Annotated in this window: 25 protein-coding genes; 15 read left to right on the top strand and 10 right to left on the bottom strand. The window is 72.0% G+C overall.

Annotation, left to right across the window (positions count from 1 at the left end; genetic code table 11):
• Positions 1-105: 105 nt before the first annotated feature.
• Positions 106-615, top strand: a complete 510-nt coding sequence (locus ABD998_RS08870; protein WP_345438151.1) for an ATP-dependent endonuclease — start codon at positions 106-108, stop codon at positions 613-615.
• Between the two features lie 32 nt (positions 616-647).
• On the opposite strand, the gene ABD998_RS08865 is transcribed toward ABD998_RS08870, so the two are convergent.
• Positions 648-1187, bottom strand: coding sequence for an RBBP9/YdeN family alpha/beta hydrolase (locus ABD998_RS08865; RefSeq protein ID WP_345438149.1), 540 nt, complete (start codon positions 1185-1187; stop codon positions 648-650).
• A gap of 63 nt (positions 1188-1250) precedes the next feature.
• Between ABD998_RS08865 and ABD998_RS08860 the strand changes: the two genes are divergently transcribed.
• Complete coding sequence (locus ABD998_RS08860; protein ID WP_345438147.1) at positions 1251-2612, top strand: plasmid pRiA4b ORF-3 family protein; 1362 nt, start codon at positions 1251-1253, stop codon at positions 2610-2612.
• A gap of 27 nt (positions 2613-2639) precedes the next feature.
• Complete coding sequence (locus tag ABD998_RS08855) at positions 2640-3317, top strand: lysoplasmalogenase family protein (RefSeq protein WP_345438145.1); 678 nt, start codon at positions 2640-2642, stop codon at positions 3315-3317.
• 386 nt (positions 3318-3703) lie between these two features.
• Here ABD998_RS08855 and ABD998_RS08850 read toward each other — a convergent pair whose 3' ends face one another.
• Positions 3704-5527, bottom strand: a complete 1824-nt coding sequence (locus tag ABD998_RS08850; protein WP_345438143.1) for a phosphatase PAP2 family protein — start codon at positions 5525-5527, stop codon at positions 3704-3706.
• Positions 5528-5725: 198 nt separating this feature from the next.
• Here ABD998_RS08850 and ABD998_RS08845 point away from each other — a divergent pair, with 198 nt between their 5' ends.
• From ABD998_RS08845 to ABD998_RS08830, 4 genes are all read left to right on the top strand, one after another.
• On the top strand, positions 5726-5989 hold the full coding sequence (locus ABD998_RS08845; RefSeq protein ID WP_345438141.1) for a cytochrome c-type biogenesis protein: 264 nt from the start codon (positions 5726-5728) through the stop codon (positions 5987-5989).
• A 62-nt stretch (positions 5990-6051) separates the two neighbouring features.
• Positions 6052-7395 (top strand): APC family permease, encoded by a 1344-nt coding sequence (locus ABD998_RS08840; protein WP_345438139.1) that lies wholly within the window; start codon positions 6052-6054, stop codon positions 7393-7395.
• 72 nt (positions 7396-7467) lie between these two features.
• A complete protein-coding gene (locus ABD998_RS08835) occupies positions 7468-8295 on the top strand; it encodes a G5 domain-containing protein (protein ID WP_345438137.1) in 828 nt (275 codons plus the stop codon).
• A gap of 70 nt (positions 8296-8365) precedes the next feature.
• A complete protein-coding gene (locus ABD998_RS08830) occupies positions 8366-9811 on the top strand; it encodes an FAD-dependent monooxygenase (protein WP_345438135.1) in 1446 nt (481 codons plus the stop codon).
• Positions 9812-9901: 90 nt separating this feature from the next.
• Here the strand turns inward: ABD998_RS08830 and ABD998_RS08825 are convergent, their stop codons facing one another.
• Entirely contained in the window at positions 9902-11203 is a 1302-nt protein-coding gene (locus tag ABD998_RS08825) for a hypothetical protein (protein ID WP_345438133.1), read from the bottom strand.
• A 41-nt stretch (positions 11204-11244) separates the two neighbouring features.
• A complete protein-coding gene (locus tag ABD998_RS08820; protein ID WP_345438131.1) occupies positions 11245-11739 on the bottom strand; it encodes a hypothetical protein in 495 nt (164 codons plus the stop codon).
• A gap of 373 nt (positions 11740-12112) precedes the next feature.
• On the opposite strand from ABD998_RS08820, the gene ABD998_RS08815 reads away from it, so the two are divergent.
• Complete coding sequence (locus ABD998_RS08815; RefSeq protein ID WP_345438129.1) at positions 12113-12334, top strand: ImmA/IrrE family metallo-endopeptidase; 222 nt, start codon at positions 12113-12115, stop codon at positions 12332-12334.
• Between the two features lie 14 nt (positions 12335-12348).
• Here the strand turns inward: ABD998_RS08815 and ABD998_RS08810 are convergent, their stop codons facing one another.
• Together ABD998_RS08810 and ABD998_RS08805 are read right to left on the bottom strand one after the other, a co-directional pair.
• On the bottom strand, positions 12349-14097 hold the full coding sequence (locus tag ABD998_RS08810; protein WP_345438127.1) for a DNA/RNA helicase domain-containing protein: 1749 nt from the start codon (positions 14095-14097) through the stop codon (positions 12349-12351).
• Positions 14084-14404 (bottom strand): nucleotide pyrophosphohydrolase, encoded by a 321-nt coding sequence (locus tag ABD998_RS08805; protein ID WP_345438125.1) that lies wholly within the window; start codon positions 14402-14404, stop codon positions 14084-14086. The genes ABD998_RS08810 and ABD998_RS08805 overlap by 14 nt, the downstream gene beginning before the upstream one ends.
• Before the next feature lie 116 nt (positions 14405-14520).
• Here ABD998_RS08805 and purL point away from each other — a divergent pair, with 116 nt between their 5' ends.
• The 4 genes from purL (at position 14521) to ABD998_RS08785 (ending at position 18445) form a co-directional block, all read left to right on the top strand.
• Positions 14521-16854, top strand: coding sequence for a phosphoribosylformylglycinamidine synthase subunit PurL (purL, locus tag ABD998_RS08800; RefSeq protein ID WP_345438123.1), 2334 nt, complete (start codon positions 14521-14523; stop codon positions 16852-16854).
• Positions 16854-16994: a hypothetical protein gene (locus tag ABD998_RS08795; protein WP_345438121.1), complete on the top strand. Its 141-nt coding sequence runs from the start codon at positions 16854-16856 to the stop codon at positions 16992-16994. The genes purL and ABD998_RS08795 overlap by 1 nt, the downstream gene beginning before the upstream one ends.
• Positions 16995-17132: 138 nt before the next feature.
• Positions 17133-17414: a hypothetical protein gene (locus ABD998_RS08790; protein ID WP_345438119.1), complete on the top strand. Its 282-nt coding sequence runs from the start codon at positions 17133-17135 to the stop codon at positions 17412-17414.
• Between the two features lie 212 nt (positions 17415-17626).
• On the top strand, positions 17627-18445 hold the full coding sequence (locus ABD998_RS08785; RefSeq protein WP_345438117.1) for a cation-transporting ATPase: 819 nt from the start codon (positions 17627-17629) through the stop codon (positions 18443-18445).
• Between the two features lie 383 nt (positions 18446-18828).
• On the opposite strand, the gene ABD998_RS08780 is transcribed toward ABD998_RS08785, so the two are convergent.
• Positions 18829-19755: an SDR family oxidoreductase gene (locus ABD998_RS08780; protein WP_345438116.1), complete on the bottom strand. Its 927-nt coding sequence runs from the start codon at positions 19753-19755 to the stop codon at positions 18829-18831.
• Between the two features lie 115 nt (positions 19756-19870).
• Here ABD998_RS08780 and ABD998_RS08775 point away from each other — a divergent pair, with 115 nt between their 5' ends.
• The 3 genes from ABD998_RS08775 (at position 19871) to ABD998_RS08765 (ending at position 22786) form a co-directional block, all read left to right on the top strand.
• Entirely contained in the window at positions 19871-20716 is an 846-nt protein-coding gene (locus tag ABD998_RS08775) for a helix-turn-helix transcriptional regulator (RefSeq protein WP_345438114.1), read from the top strand.
• A 314-nt stretch (positions 20717-21030) separates the two neighbouring features.
• On the top strand, positions 21031-21891 hold the full coding sequence (locus ABD998_RS08770; protein ID WP_345438113.1) for a serine hydrolase domain-containing protein: 861 nt from the start codon (positions 21031-21033) through the stop codon (positions 21889-21891).
• Between the two features lie 28 nt (positions 21892-21919).
• Positions 21920-22786, top strand: coding sequence for a serine hydrolase domain-containing protein (locus ABD998_RS08765; RefSeq protein ID WP_345438112.1), 867 nt, complete (start codon positions 21920-21922; stop codon positions 22784-22786).
• Between the two features lie 9 nt (positions 22787-22795).
• Here ABD998_RS08765 and ABD998_RS08760 read toward each other — a convergent pair whose 3' ends face one another.
• From ABD998_RS08760 to ABD998_RS08750, 3 genes are read right to left on the bottom strand one after another with little or no spacing between them, the layout of a single operon-like run.
• A complete protein-coding gene (locus ABD998_RS08760) occupies positions 22796-23080 on the bottom strand; it encodes a hypothetical protein (RefSeq protein WP_345438111.1) in 285 nt (94 codons plus the stop codon).
• The gene (locus ABD998_RS08755; RefSeq protein ID WP_345438110.1) at positions 23077-23658 is read right to left on the bottom strand and encodes an Asp23/Gls24 family envelope stress response protein; all 582 of its coding nucleotides are present in this window, start codon (positions 23656-23658) and stop codon (positions 23077-23079) included. The genes ABD998_RS08760 and ABD998_RS08755 overlap by 4 nt, the downstream gene beginning before the upstream one ends.
• Positions 23655-24218, bottom strand: a complete 564-nt coding sequence (locus ABD998_RS08750; RefSeq protein WP_345438108.1) for an RNA polymerase sigma factor — start codon at positions 24216-24218, stop codon at positions 23655-23657. The genes ABD998_RS08755 and ABD998_RS08750 overlap by 4 nt, the downstream gene beginning before the upstream one ends.
• Positions 24219-24240 lie beyond the last annotated feature (22 nt).

The raw sequence follows: 24240 nt of genomic DNA, 5'->3' as shown, positions 1-24240 counted from the left end.
GGAGGCAACGCTAGGCGGGCGCCGGTTCTTCCCGCCCCGCGTGTCGCCGCGTGACGGAACGTGCCGTCCCGTGACGGGCGCCAACCGCCCTGCTAGCGTGCCCGCATGCGGCGCACGGTCATCCTCGTGGAGGGCGAGAGCGACCGCGCCGCCCTGCATGCGGCGGCGGCGCGCCGCGGCGAGGAGCCGCCCGCGCGCATCGAGGTGCTGCACGGCATCACGAACCTCGCGAAGGCCCTCGCGGCGCACGCCGGCGACCGGGTCGTCGTGCTGTTCGACGGCGACGAGCGGGCGCGCGTCGCACGCGCGATCGAACGGGCGCCGACGACGCCGATCGCCGCGATCGCGTGTGAGCGCGACCTCGAGGACGAGCTGATCCGCGCGCTCGGGGCGGATGGGGTGCTGGCCGTGATCGCGGCGGAGGGCGACCTGCCCGCATGGCGGGCGCTGCGCGGCCAGCCGTTCCACCGCGGACGACCCGTCGACGAGGTGCTGCACCGCTTCATGGGGTCGATCGGCGGACGCAAGCTCCGGTACGCGCGGGCCCTCGTCGAGGCGCTGCGGCCAGGGGCGATCCCCCGCCCGCTCGTCGACGCCCTCGCGGCGGCGCGCTGACACCGGCGCGACGACACCGGCGCGCGGGGAGGTCACCCCGGGAGCCGGGCGCCGGCGCTGAACGCCTCCAGCAGCTCGCGACCGTGCGACCATGCACCGAGGCCGCTCTCCGCGTTGAGGTGCCCGTGGGGGCCGACGTCGATCCAGCCCGCGCCGATCGCCGCGGCGAACGAGGCCGACCGTGCGGGCGACGCGTACGGGTCGTCGGTGCTCGCGACGACGAGCGTGGGGGTCTGCAGCGAGCCGTCCAGATCGATGGCGCGGAACGATGCGGCGGCGTCGGGGAAAGCCGGCCCCTCCGGGTCGGGCGGCGCGACGAGGAGGAGTCCGGCGGCGAGCGTGCGGTGGCGCCGTGCCCACGCGACGGCGGCGAGGCATCCGAGGCTGTGGGCGATGAGCAGCGAGGCGTTGCCGTCCGACGCGCGGTCGAGGGCGAGCAGCCAGTCGTCGAGGTCGGGCTCGTCCCACGACGTCGGGGCGAAGCGGACGAGGTCGGGGCGCGAGCGCTCCCAGTGGCTCTGCCAGTGGTCGGGGCCGGAGCCGCCGATCCCGGGGACGACGATGGTGCGCATGGCCTCACGCTAGCGGTGCCGCGTTTCCGGCCCGAGTCGGCGGGGGTCCGTACGATCGAGGTCATGGACTCCGACGAGCGCCTGCTCCTGCGTGTCAGCCTGCTCGACGTCGAGCCGGAGGTGTGGCGGACGTTCGAGATCGACGGCCAGCTGAGCGTCGGGCAGCTGCACCGCGCCCTGCAGATCGTCATGGGGTGGCGCGAGTCGCATCTGCACGACGTGCGCGAGGAGTCGGGTGCGGGAAAGGAGCCCCTGCGCTGGGGTCGCCCGACGGGAGACGACCCCGATGTCCTGGACGAGGACGCGTGGACGATCGTGGGTGCGATCGAGGAGTCGCCCCTGCTCTACCGCTACGACTTCGGGGACGGGTGGGAGCACCGTGTCGAGATCGTGCCGGGCGAGGTCTCCGGCGCCGGCGATCCGCCCGTTCTGCTGCGCGACGGCGCGAACCGCGCCCCGTGGGAGGACAGCGGCGGTCCGCACGGATACGACGCGAACCGTGCCGCGCTCGCCGACCCCGGCCATCCCGATCACGCGTCGATCCGCGAGTGGGTGGAGGAGACGGTGGGCCCGTGGAGCCCCGTCGACCCCGCGGCGTTCGATCCCCTCGGGGTGCAGTCGGAGCTGAACCTGCTGTTCAATCCCGGCGGGTCGGGGGCGCATCCCGCCGACATGTCGGGGCTCGTGACGGTCGACGCGCTGCGGGGGCCCGACGACGTCGCGCTCGACTCGCCGCTCGTCGCCTACGCGGGCGAGCTGCCGCCGCCCGTGCGGATGGAGCTGCGCCAGCACCTGCACCGCACGGGCGTGCTCGCGCCGACGGGGATGTCGCCCGAGACGGCGGCGCGCATCGTGCGGCCGTTCGCGTGGCTCGTCGACCGGGTCGGGACCGACGGCGTCGACCTGACATCGGCGGGCTGGCTGCCGCCGCAGATGGTGCTCGAGGGGATGACGGAGCTCGGCTGGCTGGAGGGCTGGATCGGGAAGGGCAACCGCGAGGATCTCACGCCGCCGATGGCGAACCTCCGGCAGACGGCGACGCGGATGGGCATCGTCCGCGTGCAGAAGGGGCGGCTGCGGCTGGCCGCGGAGGCGAAGAAGGCCGTCGGCGATCCTCGACGGGTGCTGCGGCTCGTGGCACGAGGGCTCTACCGCAAGCTGCAGGATGCCGAGGTCGACGCCGCCGTGCTGCTGCTGCTCGCCTTCGCCGACGGCACGATGCCCGCGCAGCGGTGGCGGTCGATCGCGTTCGGGCTCGAGATGGTGGGATGGCGGCACCCCGACGGCGACTTCAGCCGCGCCGACATCACGAGCGTCGCGGGGCAGACGGAGGACCTGCTCGGCATCCTGTTCGGATGGCGGGTGCGGATGGACGCGCCCGCGACGGACGACTTGCGCCTGTTCGCGCGGGAGGCGCTGCGGTAGGGGGTCATCGCGCCGTAGGGTCGTCACATGGGGAGGGTCGCCTGGGCGTTCGCGCCCTATGCCGTCGTCTCGGTCGTGCACGTCGCGGCGCTCGCGCTGGACAGCCCGTTCGCGCCCGCGACCAAGCTGCTGCTCATGCCGTTGCTGGCGGTGCCCGTGGCCGTCGCACGGCGAGACGCGCTCGTCACGGTCGTCTTGCTGGCCGCGATCGCGTTCTCGTGGCTCGGCGACGGTGTCGGGGTCGTGTTCTCCCAGGTGCCCGAGCTGCCGCTCATGCTCGCGTTCTTCGGCGCCGCGCATGTCGCCTACATCGTGCTCTTCGCGACGCGCGGCGGGCGGATCCCGCTGTGGACCCTCGTCTACTTCGCGTGGTGGATCGGCATGATGGTCGTGCTCGGCCCCTATACGGCGGGCATGCTGACGGCGGTCGCCGCGTACGGCCTCGTGCTCGCCGGCACGGCCGTGCTGTCTGCCCGCGGCGGCGCCGTCGCGGCGGTGGGCGGCGCGTTCTTCCTGCTCACCGACTCGGTGCTCGCCGTAAGGTTCTTCCTGCCCGACGCGCTGCCGCCATGGAGCGACCCCGTCGTCATGACGGCATACGCGATCGGCCAGGGTCTGCTCGTCGCCGGGGCGCTGCGAGGCCTCGCCGTCCACGGGCAGGCGGGGGCCGCCGACGTCGTTCGAGCGGGCGGCACCCGGCTCTGAAACGCCGATCCTGGGCGCTCTGGCACCGGGCTCTGAGGCCTGCGCGCTCGGACCCCGCCCGCCGTCCGTCGCCGTGCCGTGCCCGCCGCCTGATCCGTGCCGGGAATCGGACCCGTGGTGTACGCGACGCCTCCTGAGCACGACACGCGCACACCCGCCCCACCCATCCGAGTTCCTGCCCGGCCCGGCCGTGGGATGCCGACCGACCAACGCCATCCGTCCATGCCGCGAACCCGACCAATGGGGCGGATGTCGCCGCCTGCGCACGACACGCGCACACCCGCCCCACCCATCCGACAGACGGCTCGCCGCCAGCGGCCCGCACCCGCGACGGTGCAGCACCTGACGGCCGAGAGCGCACGCAGCGCCCCCGGCCGTCGAGGCCGTCAGCGCCCGCTGCGCTCCGAGACGACGAGCGTGAGCACGTCGCCGTCCACCCGCAGCGATGCCGTCTGGCCGGGCTCGAGCCCCGTGACCTCGAGCGCGGGCAGCGCACCCGGGAAGCTGGCCGCCTCGATGAGCGGCAGCCGCGACGGGATCTCGTCGAGCGCCGAGAGGTCGACCGCGAGCGCACCGCGCAGCTTGGCCTTCTCGTCGACCGTCACGGCCGGAGCCGAAGGGTCGTCGACGGTCAGCTCGAGCGTCGCACCTTTCTTGAGCGAGAGCTCGGCGCCGATCGCGAGGGTGCCGTCGACCTGCTCGCTGAGCGTTCCCCCCTGCAGCTCGACGTCTGCCGTGCCGAGAGCCGAGGCCGTCGTCGCGACGAGCTCGCCGCCCTTCACGCGAACGCCGCCCGTGAACGCGTTCTCGCCCGCGAGGGTGAGCGAGCCGCTGCCCGTCAGCGTCAGCGATCCGTTTCCGTCGATGTCGTTGCGCCACACATCCTGCGCACCGTAGCCATCGGCCGAGCCGTCGAGGGAGACCTCGACGTCGCGGTCGAAGGCGCCGAAGCCGTTCGCGGCGGCGAAGAGGTTGAGACGGCCCCAGCCCTCGGCATCGTCGACGACCGGCAGACCCGACTCGAGCTCGGTCGAGTAGAGCACCCAGCGCAGCTGCTCGTCGGAGAGGTAGGGATAGCGACCCTCGATGAGCGCTTCAGCCCCCTCGGGCACGACGGGAGCGAGCGTCGTGTCGCCCACGGGCTCAAGGCCGAACGTCGTCTGCGCGAGGTACTCGGCCAGACGTGCCTGATACGCATCGCGGTCGGCGTCGAGGTCGACCTCGGCCCCGAGCAGCGCGTCGGCGTCGGCCGTCGCCTGGGCGACGAGGGCGGCGTTCTCGTCGTCTGCGAGCGTCGCAGCCGCGATCGCGGTGGCGAGGATGCGCCCGCCGATGACGTCGAGCGGCGAGTGCATCCCGGCCTCGACCCGGCTGTAGCCGAGGTCGGCGGCCTGCAGGATGAGGTCGTCGTAGTGCTCGGGAACGGCCGCGGCCATCCCGATGCCCGCGAGGAACGCGGCGTTCGTGTGCCCGCTCGGGAAGCCGCCGTCCGACAGCGCCTGCGTATCGGGCTTCTTCACGGGCAGCAGGGCGGGAACGATCGACACGTCGTCGCTCCAGCGGAACGGGCGCATGTACTGGTAGTACTCCTTGGCCCGGTTCGACGTCGCCCAGTTGCCGCGCACGGTGTTGACGAGCTGGACCACGCTGCCGAGCTCCGACGTCGTGTCGGCCCAGGCGCCGTTCTCGTTGCCGCCGTCGCTGTACGCGACCGTCGTCGCATCGGCGGGTACCTCGTCGGGGATGGTCGTGCCCGCGTTCGCGAGCGCGGCGAACGTCTCGGCGTCCGCGCCGAGGCCCGCGATGATCGAGTAGCTCTGGTGGCGGCGATCGGCGAGGTAGGCGGCGTCTGCCTCCTCGGCGGTGCGGTTCTGCGTGATCGAGACGACCGTGTCGATGTTCGCGCCGTGGAGCTGCGCGTTGAGGATCGTGCCGTCGTTCCAGCTGAGCCCTGGCGTGAAGTAGTCGAGCATCTCGGAGAGCACGCCGATCGCCGGGTTCGTCTCGGGTGTCGCGTAGTCGGTCGTGTTCTGCCGGTAGGTGTCGACGTACGTGCCGTAGGCGGCCGTGCGCGGCTCGATCGCCGAGCGGTCGACGAGGTCGTCGCCCGGCTTGCCGGCGGCCGCCGCCGGCGTCGCGACAGCAGGGATGGCCAGCAGCGGCACGAGGGCGGCGCACGCGAGCGCGCGGGGGCGGAGGACGGAGGGCATGGGGGTTCCTTCCCGGCCCGGCGGGTTCCGGGCTCGATCGAACGGCGCGGCTGGGACCGCGCACAGGGCCTCGAGCAGGCTGGCCGAGCCGGGTGAACGGGCGGCGAACGGACGGCGAACCGAACCGGCGGTACCCGGGTTCCTGTCGGGACCGGCCGCGAACCGCTACCGTGGGCATCCAGGACGAAGGGGACCGACTTGGCTGCCATCCGCTCTCGCCGCGCGATCGTCCTCACGACGATCGCCGCCCTCGTTGTCGTCACGATCGTGCTCGCGCCGATGGGCACCGTGGGAACGTGCGTCGACGCGGCGTCCGGCTACGGCGAGTCCTTCTGCCGCACCGATCTCGTCTCGCTCGTCGGCATCCCGTCGAATCTGTTCCTCTGGCTCATCCCCTTCCTCGCGGTGATCGGCGCGGGATGGGGGATGGCGCGCATGCACGGGCGCCGCCCCGCGCCCTGACACACATCCCGCGCGGGCGCCAGGGGATTCCCGGATCGGCCATCCGCCGGTGGAGTGGGGCGATGACGAACGATCTCGCAGCGCCGCAGACCGCCGCCGGGCCGGGCCTCAAGCGCGTCCTCGGCACGCCGCTCCTCTTCGCGTTCATCGTCGGCGACACCCTCGGCGCCGGCATCTACACGCTCGTCGGCACGATGGCGACCGACGTCGGCGGGGTGATCTGGCTCCCGCTCGTCATCGCGCTCGTCGTGGCGCTGCTGACGGCCGGGACCTACGCCGAGCTCATCACGAAGTACCCGCACGCGGGCGGCGCGGCTCGCTACGTGGATCGCGCGTTCGGCATCCCGTACCTGTCGTTCCTCGTCGGCTTCCTCATGATGGCGTCGGGCATCACGACCGCGGCGGCGCTCGCGAACGCCTTCGCCGGCGACTACCTCGCCGCCCTGTGGGACGTGCCCCCGATCCCGGTGGCGCTCGCGTTCATCGCCATCCTCACCCTCATCAACCTGCGCGGGGTGAAGGAGTCTCTGAGCGCCAACCTCGTCGCATCGGTCATCGAGGTGACGGGTCTCGTCATCGTCATCGTGCTCGCCGCGATCGTGTTCGGGCGAGGCGAGGGCGATCCCTCGCGCATCTTCGAGTTCGCGCCGGATGTGCCTCCCCTCGAAGGCGCGTTCGCCGCGTCGATCGTCGCGTTCTTCTCATTCCTCGGGTTCGAGGCGGCGGCGAACATGGCAGAGGAGGTGAAGGACCCGTCGCGCTCGTACCCGCGCGCCCTGTTCGGCGCGATCGCGACCGCGGCGGTGATCTACCTGCTCATCGCCCTCGGCGCTGTCGTCGTCGTGCCGCCCGCCGAGCTCGCGACCTCGACGGGCCCGCTGCTCGAGGTCGTCACGGCGAGCGGGCTGGCCGTGCCCGGATGGCTGTTCAGCCTCATCGCGCTCGTCGCGATCGCGAACGGCGCGCTCCTGTTCATGGTGATGGCGAGCCGCGTCGGCTACGGGCTCGCCGAGTCGGGTCTGCTGCCGCGCGCCTTCGGCCGCGTGCTGCCGAAGCGCCGCACGCCGTGGGTGTCGATCCTCGTCGTCGCGGGTGCGACGATGGCGCTCACGATGGTCGGCGACATCGGCACCCTGGCCTCCACGACAGTGCTGCTGCTCCTGCTCGTCTTCCTCTCCGCGAACGTCAGCGTGCTCGTCCTCAAGAAGGACCGCGTCGCGCACCGCCACTTCTCGGTGCCCCGCATCGTGCCCGTGCTCGCGATCATCGCGAGCATCGTGCTGCTCACGCAGCAGACCGGCGTCGTCTGGCTCGGGACAGCCGCCTACGTCGTCATCGGCACCGTCCTGTTCTTCATCGCGCGGTTCGGCCGGAGGAAGGAGCGGGCCGCGCTGCGGCAGCAGTGAGCGTTATTCCGGTTAGACTGCCCAGGTCGACCCGGGCAGTTCGCGCGGGAGCCATCCCCCTGGAGGAGCCCCATGGACCATCCGCGCCGCGAGAGACGACCTGTCTTCGGACGCACACCGCGACCGGTGCTGTGGATGATCGCGACCGTCGGAGCGATCGTCGCGCTGGTCGCTCTGAGGCCGATCTTCCTCCTCGCGGCCGTCGCGGTCCTGATCCTGGGCATCCTCGCCCTCGCGAAAGCGACGCCGAGAGCGCGGCCGTTCCGGTCGCGGAAGACGGCCGCAGTCGCCACGACGCTCGCTGCGGCAGCTCTCATCGTCGGAGGCAGTGTGAGCGCGGCCGACCGACCGCCCGTCGAGGCCACGGTCGTGAGCAATGCCGACGACGGCGCGGCCGACGATGCGGCAGCGCCCTCGCCGGAGACTCCTTCCCCGTCTCCCGAGGCGACGCCGACCCCGGTCACGATCACGCGCGAGGAGATCGTGACGGAAGAGATCGCCTTCGACCGGGTGACCGTCGAGGATGGCACGCGGCCCCACGGGGAGTCCTCCGTGACCGCCGTCGGCCGGCCGGGCGAACGCAGTCTCACCTATCGGATAACCGAGGTCGACGGTCAGGAGGTGGGCCGGGAGCTCCTCTCCGAGGCAGTCACCGTGGAGCCTCAACCCGAGGTCACAACCGTCGGCACCTACGTCGCGCCTCCTGAACCAGCCCCCGTGGAAGCCGCCACGGGCTGCGACCCCAACTACGCCGACGGGTGCGTCCCCATCGCCGCGGATGTGGACTGCGCGGGCGGCAGCGGAGACGGGCCCGCGTACTTCGAGGGGACCGCGACGGTGGTGGGCGCCGACATCTACGACCTCGATCGCGACGGCGACGGGATCGCGTGCCAGAACTGACCCCCTCTCCAGGCTAGCGCCCGCCCCGGGGCTTGCGGCAAGGCCCCCGACCGGGTCCAGAATGACCGCCGTGACAGGGAATCTCTTCGATGTGATCGTCGTCGGCGGCGGGCCGACCGGGATGATGCTGGCGGCCGAGCTGCGGCTCCACGACGTGCGGGTCGTCGTGCTCGAGCGCGATGCCGAGCCGACCCGTCTCGTGCGATCGCTCGGCCTCCATGCGCGCAGCAGCGAGATCCTCGATCAGCGCGGCCTGCTCGAGCGCTTCCTGTCGCACGGCACGAGGTATCCGGGCGCGGGCGCGTTCGCCGGCATCCCGGGCTCGCCGATCGAGCTCGACACGGCGCACGGGTTCATCCTCGGCATCCCGCAGCCCGTCACCGACCGCCTGCTCGCCGAGCGCGCCGCCGAGCTCGGCGCCGACATCCGACGCGGCGTCGAGGTGGTCGGCGTCGAGCACGGGGCGGATGGCGTCGCCGTCGCGCTGTCCGACGGCTCGCGTCTCGAGGCGGGCTGGCTCGTCGGCTGCGACGGCGGCCGGAGCTTCGTGCGGCGCACGCTGGGCGTCGGCTTCCCGGGGGACGCCGCGACGACGGAGTGGCTGCTCGGCGAGCTCCACGTGACGACGCCGGCCGACGAGGTCGCCCGTATCTCGGAGGAGGTGCGGACGACGCAGCGCGGGTTCGGGATCGGCCCGACGCCCGAAGGGCACGTCCGCGCGGTCGTGCCCGCGGCATCCGTCGCCGAGGACCGCTCGATCGCGCCGTCGTTCGACGAGTTCCGCGCGCGGCTCCGCGAGGTCGCGGGAACCGACTTCGGCGCGCACTCGCCGATCTCGCTCACGCGGTTCACGGATGCGACGCGGCTCGTGGAGCACTACCGCGTCGGGCGCGCACTGCTCGCGGGAGACGCCGCGCACATCCACCCGCCCCTCGGCGGGCAGGGGCTGAACCTCGGGATGCAGGACGCGTTCAACCTCGGCTGGAAGCTCGCGGCGGTCGTCCGCGGCGTCGCGTCGGACGGCCTCCTCGACACCTACGGAGCCGAGCGGCGACCGGTCGCGGAGGGCGTGCTGACGCTCACGCGCGCGCAGAGCGTGCTCATCTCACCCGAGCCGGGGCCTCAGGCGGTGCGTCGGCTGTTCGCCGAGCTGATGGCGTTCGACGACGTCAGCCGGCTGCTCGCCGAGCGCGTGACCTCGATCGGCATCCGCTACGACTTCGGATCAGACGATCCGCTCGTCGGACGGCGCCTGCGCGACCTCCCGTTGTCACACGGTCGACTCTACGAGCGGATGCACGCTGGCCGCTGGCTGATGCTCGATCGCTCGGCGGGGCTCACGACCGCCGGATGGCCCGAGGTCGACCTCGTCGCCGATCCGTCCGTCGAGATCGACGCGCCCGCCGTGCTGCTGCGCCCGGACGGCCACGTGGCGTGGGCGGGCGGGGACCAGGAGGAGGCGGATGGCGTGCTCGGGCGGTGGCTCAGCCGCGAGCCGTCCCCATCCGGCCGTTGAGCGAGCGACGCAAGACGAAACGCCGGCCCCGACGCCTTCGGCCCCCGGATCGGGGATCCGGGGGCCGACGGTCGATCCGGCGACGCGGTGTCAGACGCTGGCGCGCTTGCGCGACTTGCGGCTCGACGTGTCGTCGCTGTCCGCGTTCTTCGCGGCCTCCTCGGCGGCACGGGCCGCGAGGAAGAGGCCCTCGCGGTTGAGGTGGCGCGAGTAGCGGGCGTCGAGGTAGAGCACGGGCACGTCGCCCGCGGTCTTGATGAGCTCGGGGTAGAGCTCGTCCTTGATCGGGCCGGAGCCGCCGCCGTAGACGTACACGACCTCGGTCGACTCGCCCGACTGGCTGAGCGTCTCGTCGAACGCGCGGCGGATCTGCTCGACGAGGTGCTTGACGTCGGGCTCGACCAGGCGGTGCGCGCGCTGGTGGCGCCCGCGCTGGAGCGCCGTCGGCTTCGTCTGCAGGAAGTCGGCGAGCTGCTTGCGGCTCGTGAAGCGCAGGTCGGCCTCGTCCTGGCGGTCGAGGGCGTTCTCGAGAATGGTGCCGTAGCCCATGTCGAGCGTCGAGGCGGCCTCGGCATTGAACCGGCCGGCCGTGAAGACGGGGAAGTTGACGGTGCCCTCGCCCACGTCCACGCCGACGGTGTTCTGGGCCGCGACGAGGTCGGCTCCCGTGATGTCGGGGAGGATGCCCTGCTCGCGCGATCGGAGGTCGGTGAGCAGCGCGTTCGCGAGCGGCTCGCCCTTCTCTGTGATCGCGTACTGCGCGGAGGCGCCCTCGGCGACGACCTGCACGTCGACGAACTCGAGGCGCACGCTGACGGGGGTGTTGAAGTTCTTGATCGTCACGAGGTGGACGGCCGAGCCCTGCGAGCCGATGTACTCGCTCGCGTAGCCGTAGCGACGGCCGACGAACTCGCTGATCGGGAGGGCGAGGCCGGCGCGGACCTCCACGCGCAGCTCGTGGTCGGGGAGGGAGCCGTGCTCGCGCACGTAGTCGCGCAGCGCCTTGGCGGCGAAGACGCCGAGCACGAGGATCTTGCTCAGCTGCTGGTCGGCCTTGCTCGCGTGGCCGTCGTGCACCTCGAACTCGCTGAACACCGATCCGCGCACGCTGAGCGCCGAGCGGCCGAAGATGCGGCGGTCGCTGTCGGACACCAGCGGGGACGAGAGGGAGGCGTCAAGGCGGTTGTAGAAGTCCTGCTCGGCGTCGTCCATCACCTGGACGGCCTCGTCGTCCTCGATCGGCACCTTGGGCGACTGGCGCGGCGTGGCGACGATCGCGCTGGGCAGGTCGATCCGGTCCCGCACGTCCGTGTCGGTGTTGAGGATCATGCCCTTGACGTAGCCGTTGCCGACATCGATGCCGCCGGTGAGGTGGATGGTGTCCGAGCTCATAGGGAGCCTTTCGTTTCGTGTCGGGGTGTTTCCGGGGGTGGTCAGAGACCGAGGATGTCGTCGATCGTCGCCGACGCCGATGTCGCGTCGGAGGAGGGCGCAGCGGCCTTCGGCTTCGCCGACGGCGTCTTCGGAGACGATGGCTTCGAGGCGGAGGGCTTCGCGGCCGCGGGCTTCGACGACGAGGATGCCGCGGGCTTCGCCTCCGACGACCGTGTCGACGAGCGTCGCGTCGCCGTCGGAGCGGGCTCCGGCTCCGGCTCGAGCTCCGGCTCCGGCTCCGGCTCGTCGTCGTAGACGGGCGGGGCGGTGAGCGCGTTGTCCGGCGGGAAGTCCTGCGCGACGTAGACGGGGTTCCGGGGCGGACGGACGGGACGGTTCGCGACGTCGACGAAGCCCTCTCGGGCGACGGCCTCGCGGATGAGCCGGCGGAGCGACTCCGAGGGCGAGTACTGGAAGTCGAGCCACTCGTTCACCGTGACGTCGGCGGGCGGCACGGTGAACTGCACCTTGCGGGCGGGCGCTGCCTCTGCCACTGCTGGTCTCCTTCACCGGGATCACGCGCGCACGCGAACCGCCGTGCGCTCATGTCACGGTACATCACGGTCGTTACCAGAACGTTGAGATGACGGGCGTCAGGTGAGGCGCTCGAACACCATCGTCGCCTGGATGCGGCCGCCGCCGCCGAAGCCGGTGCTCCCTCCCGACGACGTCGTGATGGTGTGCAGGCGGTAGCCCAGGGCGGCCTGCCGATTGATGACCTGCTCGAGCTCTGTGAGAACTTCTCCTTGAGCACGACCTGCAGCACGACGTAGCTCATGCCCGCGGGTGCGGGGCGGGGCTGCGCGCCCGACACCGCATCGGCCTGCGCGCGGTTGACGATGCCCGCGATCCCGGGCTCGGGCGAGCATGGTCGGCAACAACACTCACCGGCCGCTTGCGCGGAGCGAGTTCCGCGGGTTCGCGCTGCACGATGCCATGGCGCCGCTCGTCTTCGTCAACACCCACGACGATTCCCTTGCGGGTCAGTTCTTCACGTTCTTCCATGAGCTCGCCCATCTCCTCCGAGGGGAGACCGCGCTCGACATCCCCGACCTGCGCGCGGAGACGGCCGGCGCCGAGCGATGGTGAAACCTCGCCACGCCTCAGCCGGTCAGCCTCTCCCGCATCCACTCCCGCAGGGCGGGATCGCAGACGTAGACGAAGGTCCCGCGGATGCCCCGGGTGAGGAGCACGCCGTAGATGTTGCGGATGTACTGGAGCAGGTCGTCATCGCTGTAGACGATGCCGAGGGCGGGGTTGTTCTCCTTGCCCTTCTTGTCGCGATACGAATCGCGGTCGACGCGCAGCCGTCCGCTCGCCGGGTCGAGACGGAGATCGGGCCCGATGATCACGCCGGCGTAGTTGAGGTCGTACCCCTGCACGGTGTGGATGGAGCCGACCTCGTCGAGGGAGCCGGGCGCGTTGATCCAGTCCTTGTCGGTCCTGTTCCACCGCAGCGCCACGCCGTCGAGCTCGATGTCATGCGCGGCAGGATCGCGGCGGCTGCGCCAGTCCCAGGCGTACCCCGCGACGAGACGGGCCAGGCCGTGCTCGTCGTCGCGGCGGCGGATGGCCTCGCGCATGTCGCCGAGGTCCTGGAAGAACCGGAGTTCGTACTCCCCGAGCGCGTCCGCGGTCAGGCGCGCGCCATCCTCGCCCCGCAGGATCCCGCGGATGGCGTCGACGTAGTCGGTGCCGGCGTTCACGCGCATCTGGGTGAGCAGCGGATAGCGGCGGCCGAGCGCGGCGGCGGCGCGCACCTCCGCCGCGAGCATCGTCGCGGGGAGGTCGGCTGGACGCACGCTCTGCTCGCCGTCGACGAGCAGCACGCGGTGAGCGCTGCGCGCGGTGATCCAGTCGAGCTGGGTCTTCGACGGGTCGTCGGCGCCGAAGAGGCGCTCATTGATCCGCGCGAAGTCGCGGTTGAGCACGCCCGACGACTGGTTGGCGCGCTGGTTGAGCCGGTGGGTCTCGTCGACGACGAGCAGGTCGTAGGACTCGGCCGACCTGCCGACGTCCCACGGCGAGACGACCATCGACGGGTGGAGCTTCGGCGTCTTGGCGAAGACGCGCTGGATCGACAGCCGCAGCGACTGCTGGGGGACGACGAGCGCCATCCGGAATCCCTGCAGGAGCGCGCGGTGCTCGGGGACGAAGAGGTCGGCGAAGACCGAGTCGGGCTGCACCTCGTCGTCGGCGTCGTGGTCGCGGATGTCGGCGAGCAGCTTCATGAGGAAGATCGCGACGATCGTCTTGCCGGTTCCCGGATGGCCCTGCACGACGGCGGTCGATTCGGCGCCGGTCGCGAGGTCGGCGAAGATCCCCTCGAGGATGTCCTCGACCGCGGCCGCCTGATCGTTTGTCAGCGCCTTGAAGGGCGACAGCTTGAAGAGGTCGCCGTTCTCGATCTGGGGGATGGTGCGCTCGAAGACGCCGTCGGCACGCAGCTGCTCGAAGACGTCGCGGAACGACTCCCGGTAGACGTCGCGGTCGTAGTACGACGCGTCGGTGATGCCCTCGTTGCCGTTGAGGACGGTGAAGCGACCGTCTCCCGCGAGCCAGCGGATGAGGTGCGATTCGAGATCGAGGCACACCGACTTGTTGAAGCGGTCGTCGACGACGACCCGGATGGTCTCGAGCCCGGTCGCGCGCTTGCTCGCGTTGGCGAGGTGCTGGCGCATGCGGGCGGCGGCGTTGAGTGTCTCGCCGACGTACACCGCCGGCTTCGTCTGACTTCGGTCGCCGTCGAGAACGTAGACGACGGGCCAGTCGGTGTGGGCGCGGTCACGGCGCGACCAGTCGCGGATCTCGTCCTGCGCGAACGGGAGGCGCTCGATCCTAGAGGGCGTCATACTTCGTGCTCCGCCCCTTCGCCCGGTCGACGGGGTACTTCTCGCGCGTCTTCGCGAGCTTGTCGAGCACGATCCCGTCCGCGTCGAGGCCGAGGCGGTCGGCGAGCAGGAGGCAGTAGGTCAGGACATCGGCGAGCTCGTCGCGGACGCTTGCGGGGTCGCCGTCGGCATCCCACTGGAAGCACTCGAGCAGCTCGGCCGCCTCGATCGAGATGCTCTTCGCGAGGTTCTCGGGGGTGTGGAACTGCGCCCAGTCGCGCTCGCGCACGAAGGCGCGGAGGGCCTCGAGTGTGGCGGCGGTGGGCATGGGGCGAACGTAGCAGGCGGGCGGGGGAGCGCGGCGAGCTCGCCCCCTCAGCCCCGCCACCCCGCGCCCGGTAGACTCTCCTCGTCCGCTCCCCCTCGCCCCTCAGGAGCTTCCGCGTGACCACGCCCGCATCATCCGCTGCCCCGCACGCCCACGTCGCCGACACCGTCGAGAACGCCGTGGCCACGCCCGAGAAGGAGCAGCCGTACCCCGCGCTGGGTCTGAAGCCCGACGAGTACGAGCAGATCAAGGCCATCCTCGGCCGCCGCCCCACGTCGGGCGAGCTCGCCATGTACTCCGTGATGTGGAGCGAGCACTGCTCCTACAAGAGCTCGAAGATCTACCTCAAGCGCTTCGGCCAGAAGGTGTCCGACGAGATGCGCGAGCGCCTCATGGTCGGCATGGGCCAGAACGCGGGCGTCGTCGACGTGGGCGAGGGCTGGGCCGTCACCTTCAAGGTCGAGTCGCACAACCACCCCTCGTACATCGAGCCCTTCCAGGGTGCGGCGACGGGCGTCGGCGGCATCGTCCGCGACATCATCTCCATGGGCGCGCGCCCCGTCGCCGTCATGGACCAGCTGCGGTTCGGCGCCATCGACCACCCCGACACGGCTCGCGTCGTGCACGGCGTCGTCTCCGGCATCTCCTCCTACGGCAACTGCCTGGGCCTGCCGAACATCGGCGGCGAGACGGTGTTCGACTCCGTCTACCAGGCCAACCCGCTCGTCAACGCGCTCGCCGTCGGCGTGCTGCGCCACGAGGACATCCGGCTCGCCAACGCCACCGGCCCCGGCAACAAGGTCGTGCTCTTCGGCGCCCGCACGGGTGGCGACGGAATCGGCGGCGCCTCCATCCTCGCCTCCGACACCTTCGCCGACGGCGGCCCCACCAAGCGCCCCGCCGTGCAGGTGGGCGACCCCTTCGCCGAGAAGGTGCTCATCGAGTGCTGCCTCGAGCTGTACTCGGGCGACCTCGTCGAGGCCATCCAGGATCTCGGCGCCGCCGGCATCTCGTGCGCGACGAGCGAGCTCGCCGCCAACGGCGGATCGGGCATGAAGGTCGAGCTGACGAACGTCCTGCTGCGCGACCCCTCGCTCACCGCCGAGGAGATCCTCATGAGCGAGTCGCAGGAGCGCATGATGGCGATCGTCGCGCCCGAGAAGCTCGACGCGTTCCTCGCCGTCACCTCCAAGTGGGATGTCGAGACGAGCGTCCTCGGCGAGGTCACGGGGGATGGCCGACTCGTCATCACGTGGGACGGCGAGACGATCGTCGACGTCGACCCCTCGACCGTCGCCGTCGACGGCCCCGTCTACGAGCGCCCCGTCGCCTACCCGACGTGGATCGACGCCCTGCAGGCCGACGCCGCGGAGGCCCTCCCCCGCCCGACCGAGCCCGCGGCCATCCGCGAGCAGTTCACGCAGCTCGTCGCGAGCCCCAACCTCGCCGACACCTCATGGATCACCAACCAGTACGACTACTACGTGCTCGGCAACACGGCCCTGTCCTTCCCCGACGACGCCGGCATGATCCGCGTCGACGAGGAGTCGGGCCTCGGCTTCTCCATCGCCACCGACGCCAACGGCCGCTACTGCCAGCTCGACCCCTACGCGGGTGCGCAGCTCGCCCTCGCCGAGGCGTACCGCAACGTCGCCGTCACCGGCGCGACGCCGACCGCCGTCACCGACTGCCTCAACTTCGGCAGCCCCGAGAACCCCGAGGTCATGTGGCAGTTCTCGCAGGCCGTCGACGGCCTGTCGGATGCCTGCCTCGCGCTCGGCGTGCCTGTCACGGGCGGCAACGTCTCGTTCTACAACCAGACCGGCGACACCCCCATCCACCCGACCCCCGTCGTGGGCGTGCTGGGCATCGTCGACGACGTCGCGCGCCGCATCCCGAGCGGATGGCAGGACGCGGGCGAGAACATCTACCTCCTCGGCGTCACGAAGGAGGAGCTCTCGGGCTCCGCATGGGCCGAGGTCGTGCACAGCCACCTCGGCGGCCGCCCCCCGGCGGTCGACCTCGAGGGCGAGAAGCGCCTCGCCGGCCTCATCGCCGCCGCCCGCGACGAGTGGCTCATCTCATCGGCCCACGACCTGTCGGAGGGCGGCCTCGGCCAGGCCCTCGCCGAGGGCGTGCTGCGCTTCGGCGTCGGCGCCCGCGTGTGGCTGTCGGAGATCATCGAGCGCGACGGCGTCGACGCCGCGACGGCCCTCTTCAGCGAGTCGACCGGCCGCGTGCTCGTCACCGTGCCCCGCGAGGAGGACGTGAAGTTCCGCGGCCTCTGCGAGGGGCGCGGCTACACGGTCGCCCGCATCGGCGTCACCGACACCGAGCCGGCCCTCGAAGTGCAGGACGTCTTCACGATCCCCGTCTCGGAGCTGCGCGAGCTGTCGACCTCGACGCTCCCCGCCCGCTTCGGCGCGACGATCGCGGAGCCCGTCGCCTGATGACCGCCTCGGACGACGACGACCTCGAGATCTACTCGAGCCGTCGCGCCCAGCGCGTGCGCATCACGGCGTGGGTGGCGCTCATCGCGCTCATCGCGACGGGCGGCGGCGCCGCCATCTTCTCGCTGCTCGTCCGGTAGGGGACGGTCCCGGCGAACGCGAGCCCGGTCGGCCCCTGCCACATCGGCATGGGTACCTCAACCCGTTCACGTCGCCGGGATGACCGGCCTAGCGTCGAACCCACGCGGCAGGATCTGCCGCCGAAGGGAGACGAGAAGATGAAGACCGGAACGAGGATCGGCTCCGTCGCCGCCGCCACCCTGCTCCTTCTCGGAGGCGGTGTCGCCGTCGCCCCCGCCGCCTCCGCCGCGACAGGATTCACCCAGGTGTCGGGAGCGACGGTGAACCAGTGCGCCGAACGCCTGCAGTCCCAGATGACCGCGGCGCGCGCTGCAGGCCGCCAGGTCACCGACATCCAGGGCTGCTACTACCTCTGGAACCTCTTCGGCGACGACTACATCGGCGGCTTCGAGTGGTCGACGATGAAGATCTCCCGCTGAACCAGCCGTGACTGCGCGGGCCGGGGGCGGCCATCCGCTCTCGGCTCGCGCATAGACTCCGCCGCTAGATTCGGGCCCACAGAGGGAGTACTTCCGCAGCGGCCGGCCCGTCAATACGGACTCGTCATCGAGTTCCGGGCCGCCGGCTCCGATTCGGAGTGAAGGAGACTTTGGAACCGTCGGCCTCGCCGACCCTTCCGAAGGGTGCCGTCATGGGCAAGCTCAACTCGATCATCAACCTCGCGAAGAAGGCGATGGACTCGTCGTCTTCGTCCTCCTCGTCGTCGCGTGGAACGTCGCAGAACGACTGGATGGCCAAGGCGCGCGGCGCCGTCGAGTCGCTCCTCGGCGACGACCAGCGCACCAACGGGCAGCAGGGCTACGCCCAGCCCGGATCCGCGCAGACGACGCCGCGTCCGACGGGGCTCACTCCTCCGCCGGCCAACGGCCATCCCTCTCGCGCCGCGTCCGGCTCGGCCGAGGATCGCGCCGCGATCGCCCGCTACGACTACCTCCTTCAGACGGCGCGCCCCGACCAGATCGAGCAGGTGCACCGCGACGCGTTCGCGCGCCTCTCGCCCGAGCAGCGCGCGCAGATCGCCGAGCGGATGCGCACCGAGCTGCCGCCCTACGAGCAGCCGCGCTCGTACGACGCCCCCGAGCTCGCCCGCGTCGCCGCCCGCACCGAGGCCGCACAGCCCGGACGGCTGCGCGGGCTGCTTGCTCGCACGCGCGGTGTCGGAGCAGCGGGCGGTCTGCTCGCCGGCGGAGCCGCGGTCGGAGGCGTGCTCGCGGCCGTCGCTGGCGGGGCCATCCTCACGAGCATCGGCTCCGAGATCATCGGCAGCGCCCTCGGCGCGGGCGTCGACTTCGAGGCGCTCGCGGAGGGCATCGACGTGTCGTCGATCGCGGAGGGAGCCGGCGGACTCGCCGAGGGTGCGAGCGGGCTCGCGTCGGAGGCCGGTGAGTTCACTCAGGGGCTCGGAGACATCGCGTCGGACTTCGGCCTCGGCGACCTCTTCGGCCGCTGACTCCGGTGCGTCAACCGCCCGGGTGGCAGTTCCCGGCCCGTACCGGCCATTTCAGGACGGAAACTGCCACCCCGGGGAGGGGACCTCCCGCCCGGGTCGCAATTCGCGGCCCCAAACGGCCATTTCAGGACGGAAACTGCCACCCCGAGGGAAGGACCTCCCGCCCGGGTCGCAGTTCGCGGCCCCAAACGGCCATTTCAGGACGGAAACTGCCACCCCGAGGAGGGAACCTCCCGCTCGGGTCGCAGTTCGCGGCCCGTAGCCGCCAATACAGGACGGAAACTGCCACCCCGGGGGGGGGGGGGGGGGGGCGAAGCCCTCCCGGGGAGGCGAAGCCCTCCGAGAGGGAAAGCCGTCCCTGGAGGAAAGCCCGCCCGACGACCTCAGCTGAAGGAGGCCCCGGCGAGCTGCGCCGAGACGTCCCAGACGCGGGCGGCCTCGGTCTCGCTGCGGAGCGGACGGTAAAGCTCCTGCTCGGCCGGAGCCCCGCCGAGGTGCCCCGGGCCGCTCGGGCCGTAGAACTCGCCGCGCGACGTCGCCGCGAGAAGCGCCGGCAGCCCTGCGCTCTCGACGGTGCCGAGCAGGATTCCCCTGGCCGACAGCGCCCGGATGATCCGCACGCCGACCGTGTCGCCGCTGCGCCCGATCTCCGGGCGCGCCGCGAGGAGGTTCGTCGGCGCGACGCCGGGGTGCGACAGGTTGCTGGTGACGCCCCATCCGGCCGCGCTGCTGCGGCGGTCGAGCTCGAGCCCGAAGAGACCCAGGGCGATCTTCGACTGCGAGTAGGCCCGCTGGCCGTCGTACGCCCGTTCCCACTGCAGGTCATCCCAGTTGATCGCGCCGCGACGCGCCGCGACGCTCACCTGCGACGTGACATGGCCCCGGCCATCCTTCAGCAGCGGAAGCAGCTGCGCGACGAGCGCGACGTGCCCGAGGTGGTTCGTGCCGAACTGCAGCTCGAAGCCGTCCGTCGTCGTCTGCCGGTTCGGGGGCGTCATGACGCCCGCGTTGTTGACGAGGATGTGCACGGGGTCGCCCTCCGCACGGAGCGCCGCGCCGAGCGCCGCGACCGACGCGAGCGACGACAGGTCGAGCGTGCGCAGCGATACGCGCGCCTCGGGGTGGCGCGAGCGGATGGCCTCGGTCGCGGCCTCACCCTTCGCCGGGTTGCGCACGGGCATGACGACCTCGGCTCCCGCCGCCGCGAGGCGCTCGGCGATGCGCAGGCCCATCCCGTCGCTCGCGCCCGTGACGACGGCGCGGCGGCCGGTCAGGTCGGGCACGGTGATGTCGATCGGTCGGCGTGTCATGGCGTACTCCTCTGCTCGGCTGTCGTGTCTCCGTAGAGCTTCGCCGGATGGCGGCCGCTCATCCAGGGACTCCTGATCCGTGGCACGACGCCGCCGGGTCGTGTGAGATGGGGGCATGACGACGATCGACCGCGGCGCGCTGGCGGAATTCCTCCGCATCCGGCGCGAGGCGCTGCAGCCGGAGGACGTCGGCCTGACCCGCGGCCCACGGCGTCGCACGAGCGGCCTGCGCCGCGAGGAGGTCGCCGCGCTCTGCCACATGTCGACCGACTACTACGCGCGGCTCGAGCAGGAGCGGGGGCCGCAGCCATCCCCGTCGATGCTCGCGGCGATCGCACAGGGGCTGCGGCTCACGCTCGACGAGCGCGATCACCTCTTCCGCCTCGCCGGCCAGCAGGCGCCGGAACGCGGCGGCTCGAGCGAACACGTCAGTCCGGGCCTCGTGCGCATCCTCGACCGGCTGACCGACACCCCCGCGGAGATCGTCACCGAACTCGGCGAGACGCTTCGCCAGACGCCGACCGGCGTCGCGCTGACGGGCGACCTCACCGCGCACGCGGGGCCCTTCCGCAGCATCGGCTACCGCTGGTTCGCCGCCCCGGAGGGCCGCGCGCTCTACGCCCCGGAGGAGCACGACTTCCTGTCGCGCATGTACGCGTCGGGCCTGCGCGAGATGGCGGCCCTGCGCGGTCCGTCATCGCGGGCGGCACGGTACGCCGACCTGCTGCTCGCCGAGAGCGCCGAGTTCCGCGAGGTGTGGGAGCGGCACGAGATCGGCATCCGCCCGCGCGATGTCAAGCGGTTCGTGCACCCCGAGGTCGGCGCGCTCGAGCTCCAGTGCCAGCGCCTCGTCGACCCCGAGCAGTCGCACCTGCTGCTGGTCTACACCGCGACGCCCGGGTCGGAGAGCGCCGAGAAGCTCCGCCTGCTGTCGGTCATCGGCGCGCAGTCGCTGGCGTAGGGCGCTTCGCCGCCGGTGCTTCGCCAGTGCGGATGTCGGCCCAGATACGCTCTCGGCCCACGCCGCCGGCGCTTCACCAGTGCGGATGTCGGCCCAGATGCGCTCTCGGCCCGCGCCGCCGGCGCTTCGCCAGTGCGGATGTCAACGTGAGAGCGCTCACACCCGCACATCCGCACTGGCGAAGCGACGCAGGGCCAACATCCGCACTGGCGAGCGCGCCGCGGCACCCCACGCCCGCGCCGCGGCACCCCACGCACGCGCCGCAGCACCCCCTCCGCGCCCCGCCGCAGCGACGGCCTGGGAGACTGGAGCGCGTGACCCGCGCGCAGACCGTCCTCGACCGCATCGTCCGCGCCAGTGACGAGGAGGGTTTCGCCGCCCACAGCGCGCACGTGCGCATCGGCGACGACACCGCAGAGCACCGCTGGAGCGACGATGTGCGCCGCGACATCCACTCGGTCGCGAAGGGCGTCTGCGTCCTCGCGGCGGGCATGGCCTCGGATGAGGGGCTCTTCGACGTCGACGCCTCCGTAGCGACGTACCTGCCGTTCGCGCGAGACGACTCCGACGTCACGACCCGCCATCTCCTGGGCATGACGAGCGGCATCGACCTCCCCTGGTCCGAGACGCTCATGACGGACTGGCCCGACCTCGCCGTCGAGTTCCTCAGCCGGCCGACGCGGGGCCGTGCGTTCCAGTACGCCAACGCGAGCACCTATACCGCGATGCGCGCGCTCGCCACGGTCGTCGGCGACGTCGCGGAGTGGCTCGAGCCGCGACTCTTCGCCCCGCTCGGCATCGCCGCGCCCACCTGGGACCGCTGCCCGAACGGCCACATCGTCGCCGGCGGCGGCCTGCACCTCGACGCCGACGAGCTCTCGCGGCTCGGCCTGCTCATCCGCGACCGCGGGGTGTGGGATGGCCGCGCCCTCGTCTCGCCGGGATGGATCGACGCCATGCACGGCGACTGGTTCGACCGCGGAGAGGACCCGGAGCCGCAGTACCGTCGCTACGCACTCGCGGGGTGGGACGGCCCGGGCGACGCCTGGCGGCTGCACGGCGCCTACGGGCAGCTGCTCATCTTCCGCGGCGATGCCGTCGTCACGCTCACGGCCGACGACCACTTCACCGCAGACCGCGTCGCCGCGCGCGCGGTCGAGGCGCTCACGGCGTGATGTCGCAGGCCCCCGCTAGCCTCGCAGCGTGACCTCCTCTGCCGCCGCCCTCGACCGATTCGTCCGCGCCGTGGAGTCGGAGGGCCTCGGCGCGTACGGCGTGCACGTCCGCATCGGCGACGATGCCTCCGAGCACCGCTGGCGCAGCGACGACCGCGTCAACGTGTACTCGGTGTCGAAGGGCGTCTCGGCGCTCGCCGTCGGGATCGCGGTCGTCGAGGGCGTCGTCGCCCTCGACGAGCCGATCCGCACGTCTCTCCCCGGGATGGCGTACGGCCAGGGATCCGACGCCGTCACGCTGCGCCACCTGCTCACGATGACGAGCGGCATCGACTTCGCGTGGTTCGGCTCCGAGCAGGTGCCCTGGCCCGATCTCGCGCAGGAGATGCTGCGCCGTCCGTCACGCGGCCGCGTGTTCCAGTACTCCGACGCGAGCACCTACACGGCGATGCGCGTGCTCGGCGCCCACGTCGGCGACGTGCGCGACTGGCTGATGCCGCGCCTGTTCGAGCCGCTCGACATCCACAACCCCCAGTGGCACCGCTGCCCTCGGGGGTGGATCGTGGGAGGCAGCGGGCTCGAGCTGCGCACCGAGGAGCTGTCGCGCATCGGCCGCCTGCTCCGCGATCGGGGGCGGTGGGATGGCCGGCAGCTCGTTTCCGGCGGATGGGTCGACGCGATGCACGCGGACTGGGTCGAGACGGGCTCCGCGCCGTACTCGCGCTACGGACTCGCGGTGTGGGACGGCCCGGGCGGCGCCTGGCGGCTCGACGGCCTCTACGGACAGTACGTCGTCGTCGACGAGGCGCATGACGCGGTCGTCACGATCACCGCGCACGAGGAGGAACGCAGCCACCGCCTCGCCGAGCTCGCGGTCGAGGCGGTGGCCGGCTGACGCGTCCGGTCAGCTGACCCGCGCGATCCGCACGGCGATGCGCGCCTGGGGAGGGGCGCCATCCCGCAGCACGTCGGCGACACGACGCGCGACATCCGGCGTCGACGCCGACATCGCGGTGCCGATCCGCGCGCTCACCCGATCGTCGCGGTCGACGACGGGATCGTCGGACGACTCGTGCCCGAGCAGTGCGGCGACCGATGCGATGAGCGCGCCCTCCGCCGCATAGACGTCGACGACACCTGCGACCCCGCGCACTGCGGCGGCGCGCAGCGCGCCCTCCGGAACGCTCATGATCGGCCTCCTTCGTATCCGTGGATGTCGTCGACGCGGATGTCGACGGCCGTGACGTTGAGCTCGGTGTGCTGGCGGAGCGCCGCGAACGCGCGTGCACGGAGCTCCTCGCTCACGGCCGCGACATCGAGCGGCCAGGCGATGCTCGCCGTCAGCCGCACCGTGACGGGCGCCCCCGGCGTCTCGGCGTCGCCGTCGATCGCGGTCCGCCCGATGAAGACGCCGTCGACACCGTCGCCCGCCGTCCGCAGCAGCGCATGCACGGCGCCCTCCGTGATCGACAGGTCGACGCGCGGATCGGGATGGTGCAGCGGCAGGTCCCTTCCCGCCCGCAGCTCCAGCGCGATAGCGCCGAGGATCCCCTGGAACCAGCTCTCCGGCGGCTCGGGCAGCGTGGATGCGTCGACCGCGACCAGCGCACGGGACAGCCGCCCCGCCCCCTCGAGCGTGTCGAGCGCGTTGAGGCACTCGGGGCACGACTCGATGTGCGCGTCGCGCGGAGAGCGCCCGGACTCGAGGTAGTCGCTGAGCTCCTCGAGCGTTCTGCCGCAGTCCAGCCGCGGCTCGTCCGTGCTCATCGCCACTCCTCCATCCGGACGGTGATGCTCGTGCGTGCGCGGGCGAGATTGCCCCGCACGGTGCTCGCGGGGAGGTCGAGCTCCTCCGCGATCTCGGTGTAGCTGAGCCCCGCGACCTCGCGCAGCAGCCAGCACTGGCGCTGCGCGTCGGGCAGGGTGTCGAGCGCCTTCGAGAGCGCCGCCATCTGCGCGTCCCGCACGACGACCGTATCGGGTCGCGCCTCCGCCGCGAGCACCTGCTCGACGGCTTCGAGCGGCACAGGCGAGGGTCGTCGGCGCAGGTACGCCGTCGCCTCGTGCGTGGCGACCCGCATGAGCCATGCCTTCAGCGCCGACGGGTCGCGCAGCGTGTCGAGCTTGCGCCACGCCAGGATGAACGCGTTCTGCACGACGTCGTCGGCCTCGGAGACCGAGCCGACCATCCGGGCCGTGTACGCCCGCATGAGCGGCGCATGCCGGCGCACGATCTCCGCGAACGCGTGCTCGTCCTGATCGAGCGAGCGGGCCACGAGGATGGCGTCGCTCGCCTCCCGCACCGGCTCTCCCCGGGTCCTTCCCATGCGTCACGCCCTCCCCAGGAAC

It is taken from the genome of Microbacterium gilvum, assembly GCF_039543865.1.
Taxonomy (GTDB): Bacteria; Actinomycetota; Actinomycetes; order Actinomycetales; family Microbacteriaceae; genus Microbacterium; species Microbacterium gilvum.
Note: the sequence above shows the minus strand (reverse complement) of the source record. Positions and strands in the feature narration are given on the sequence as shown.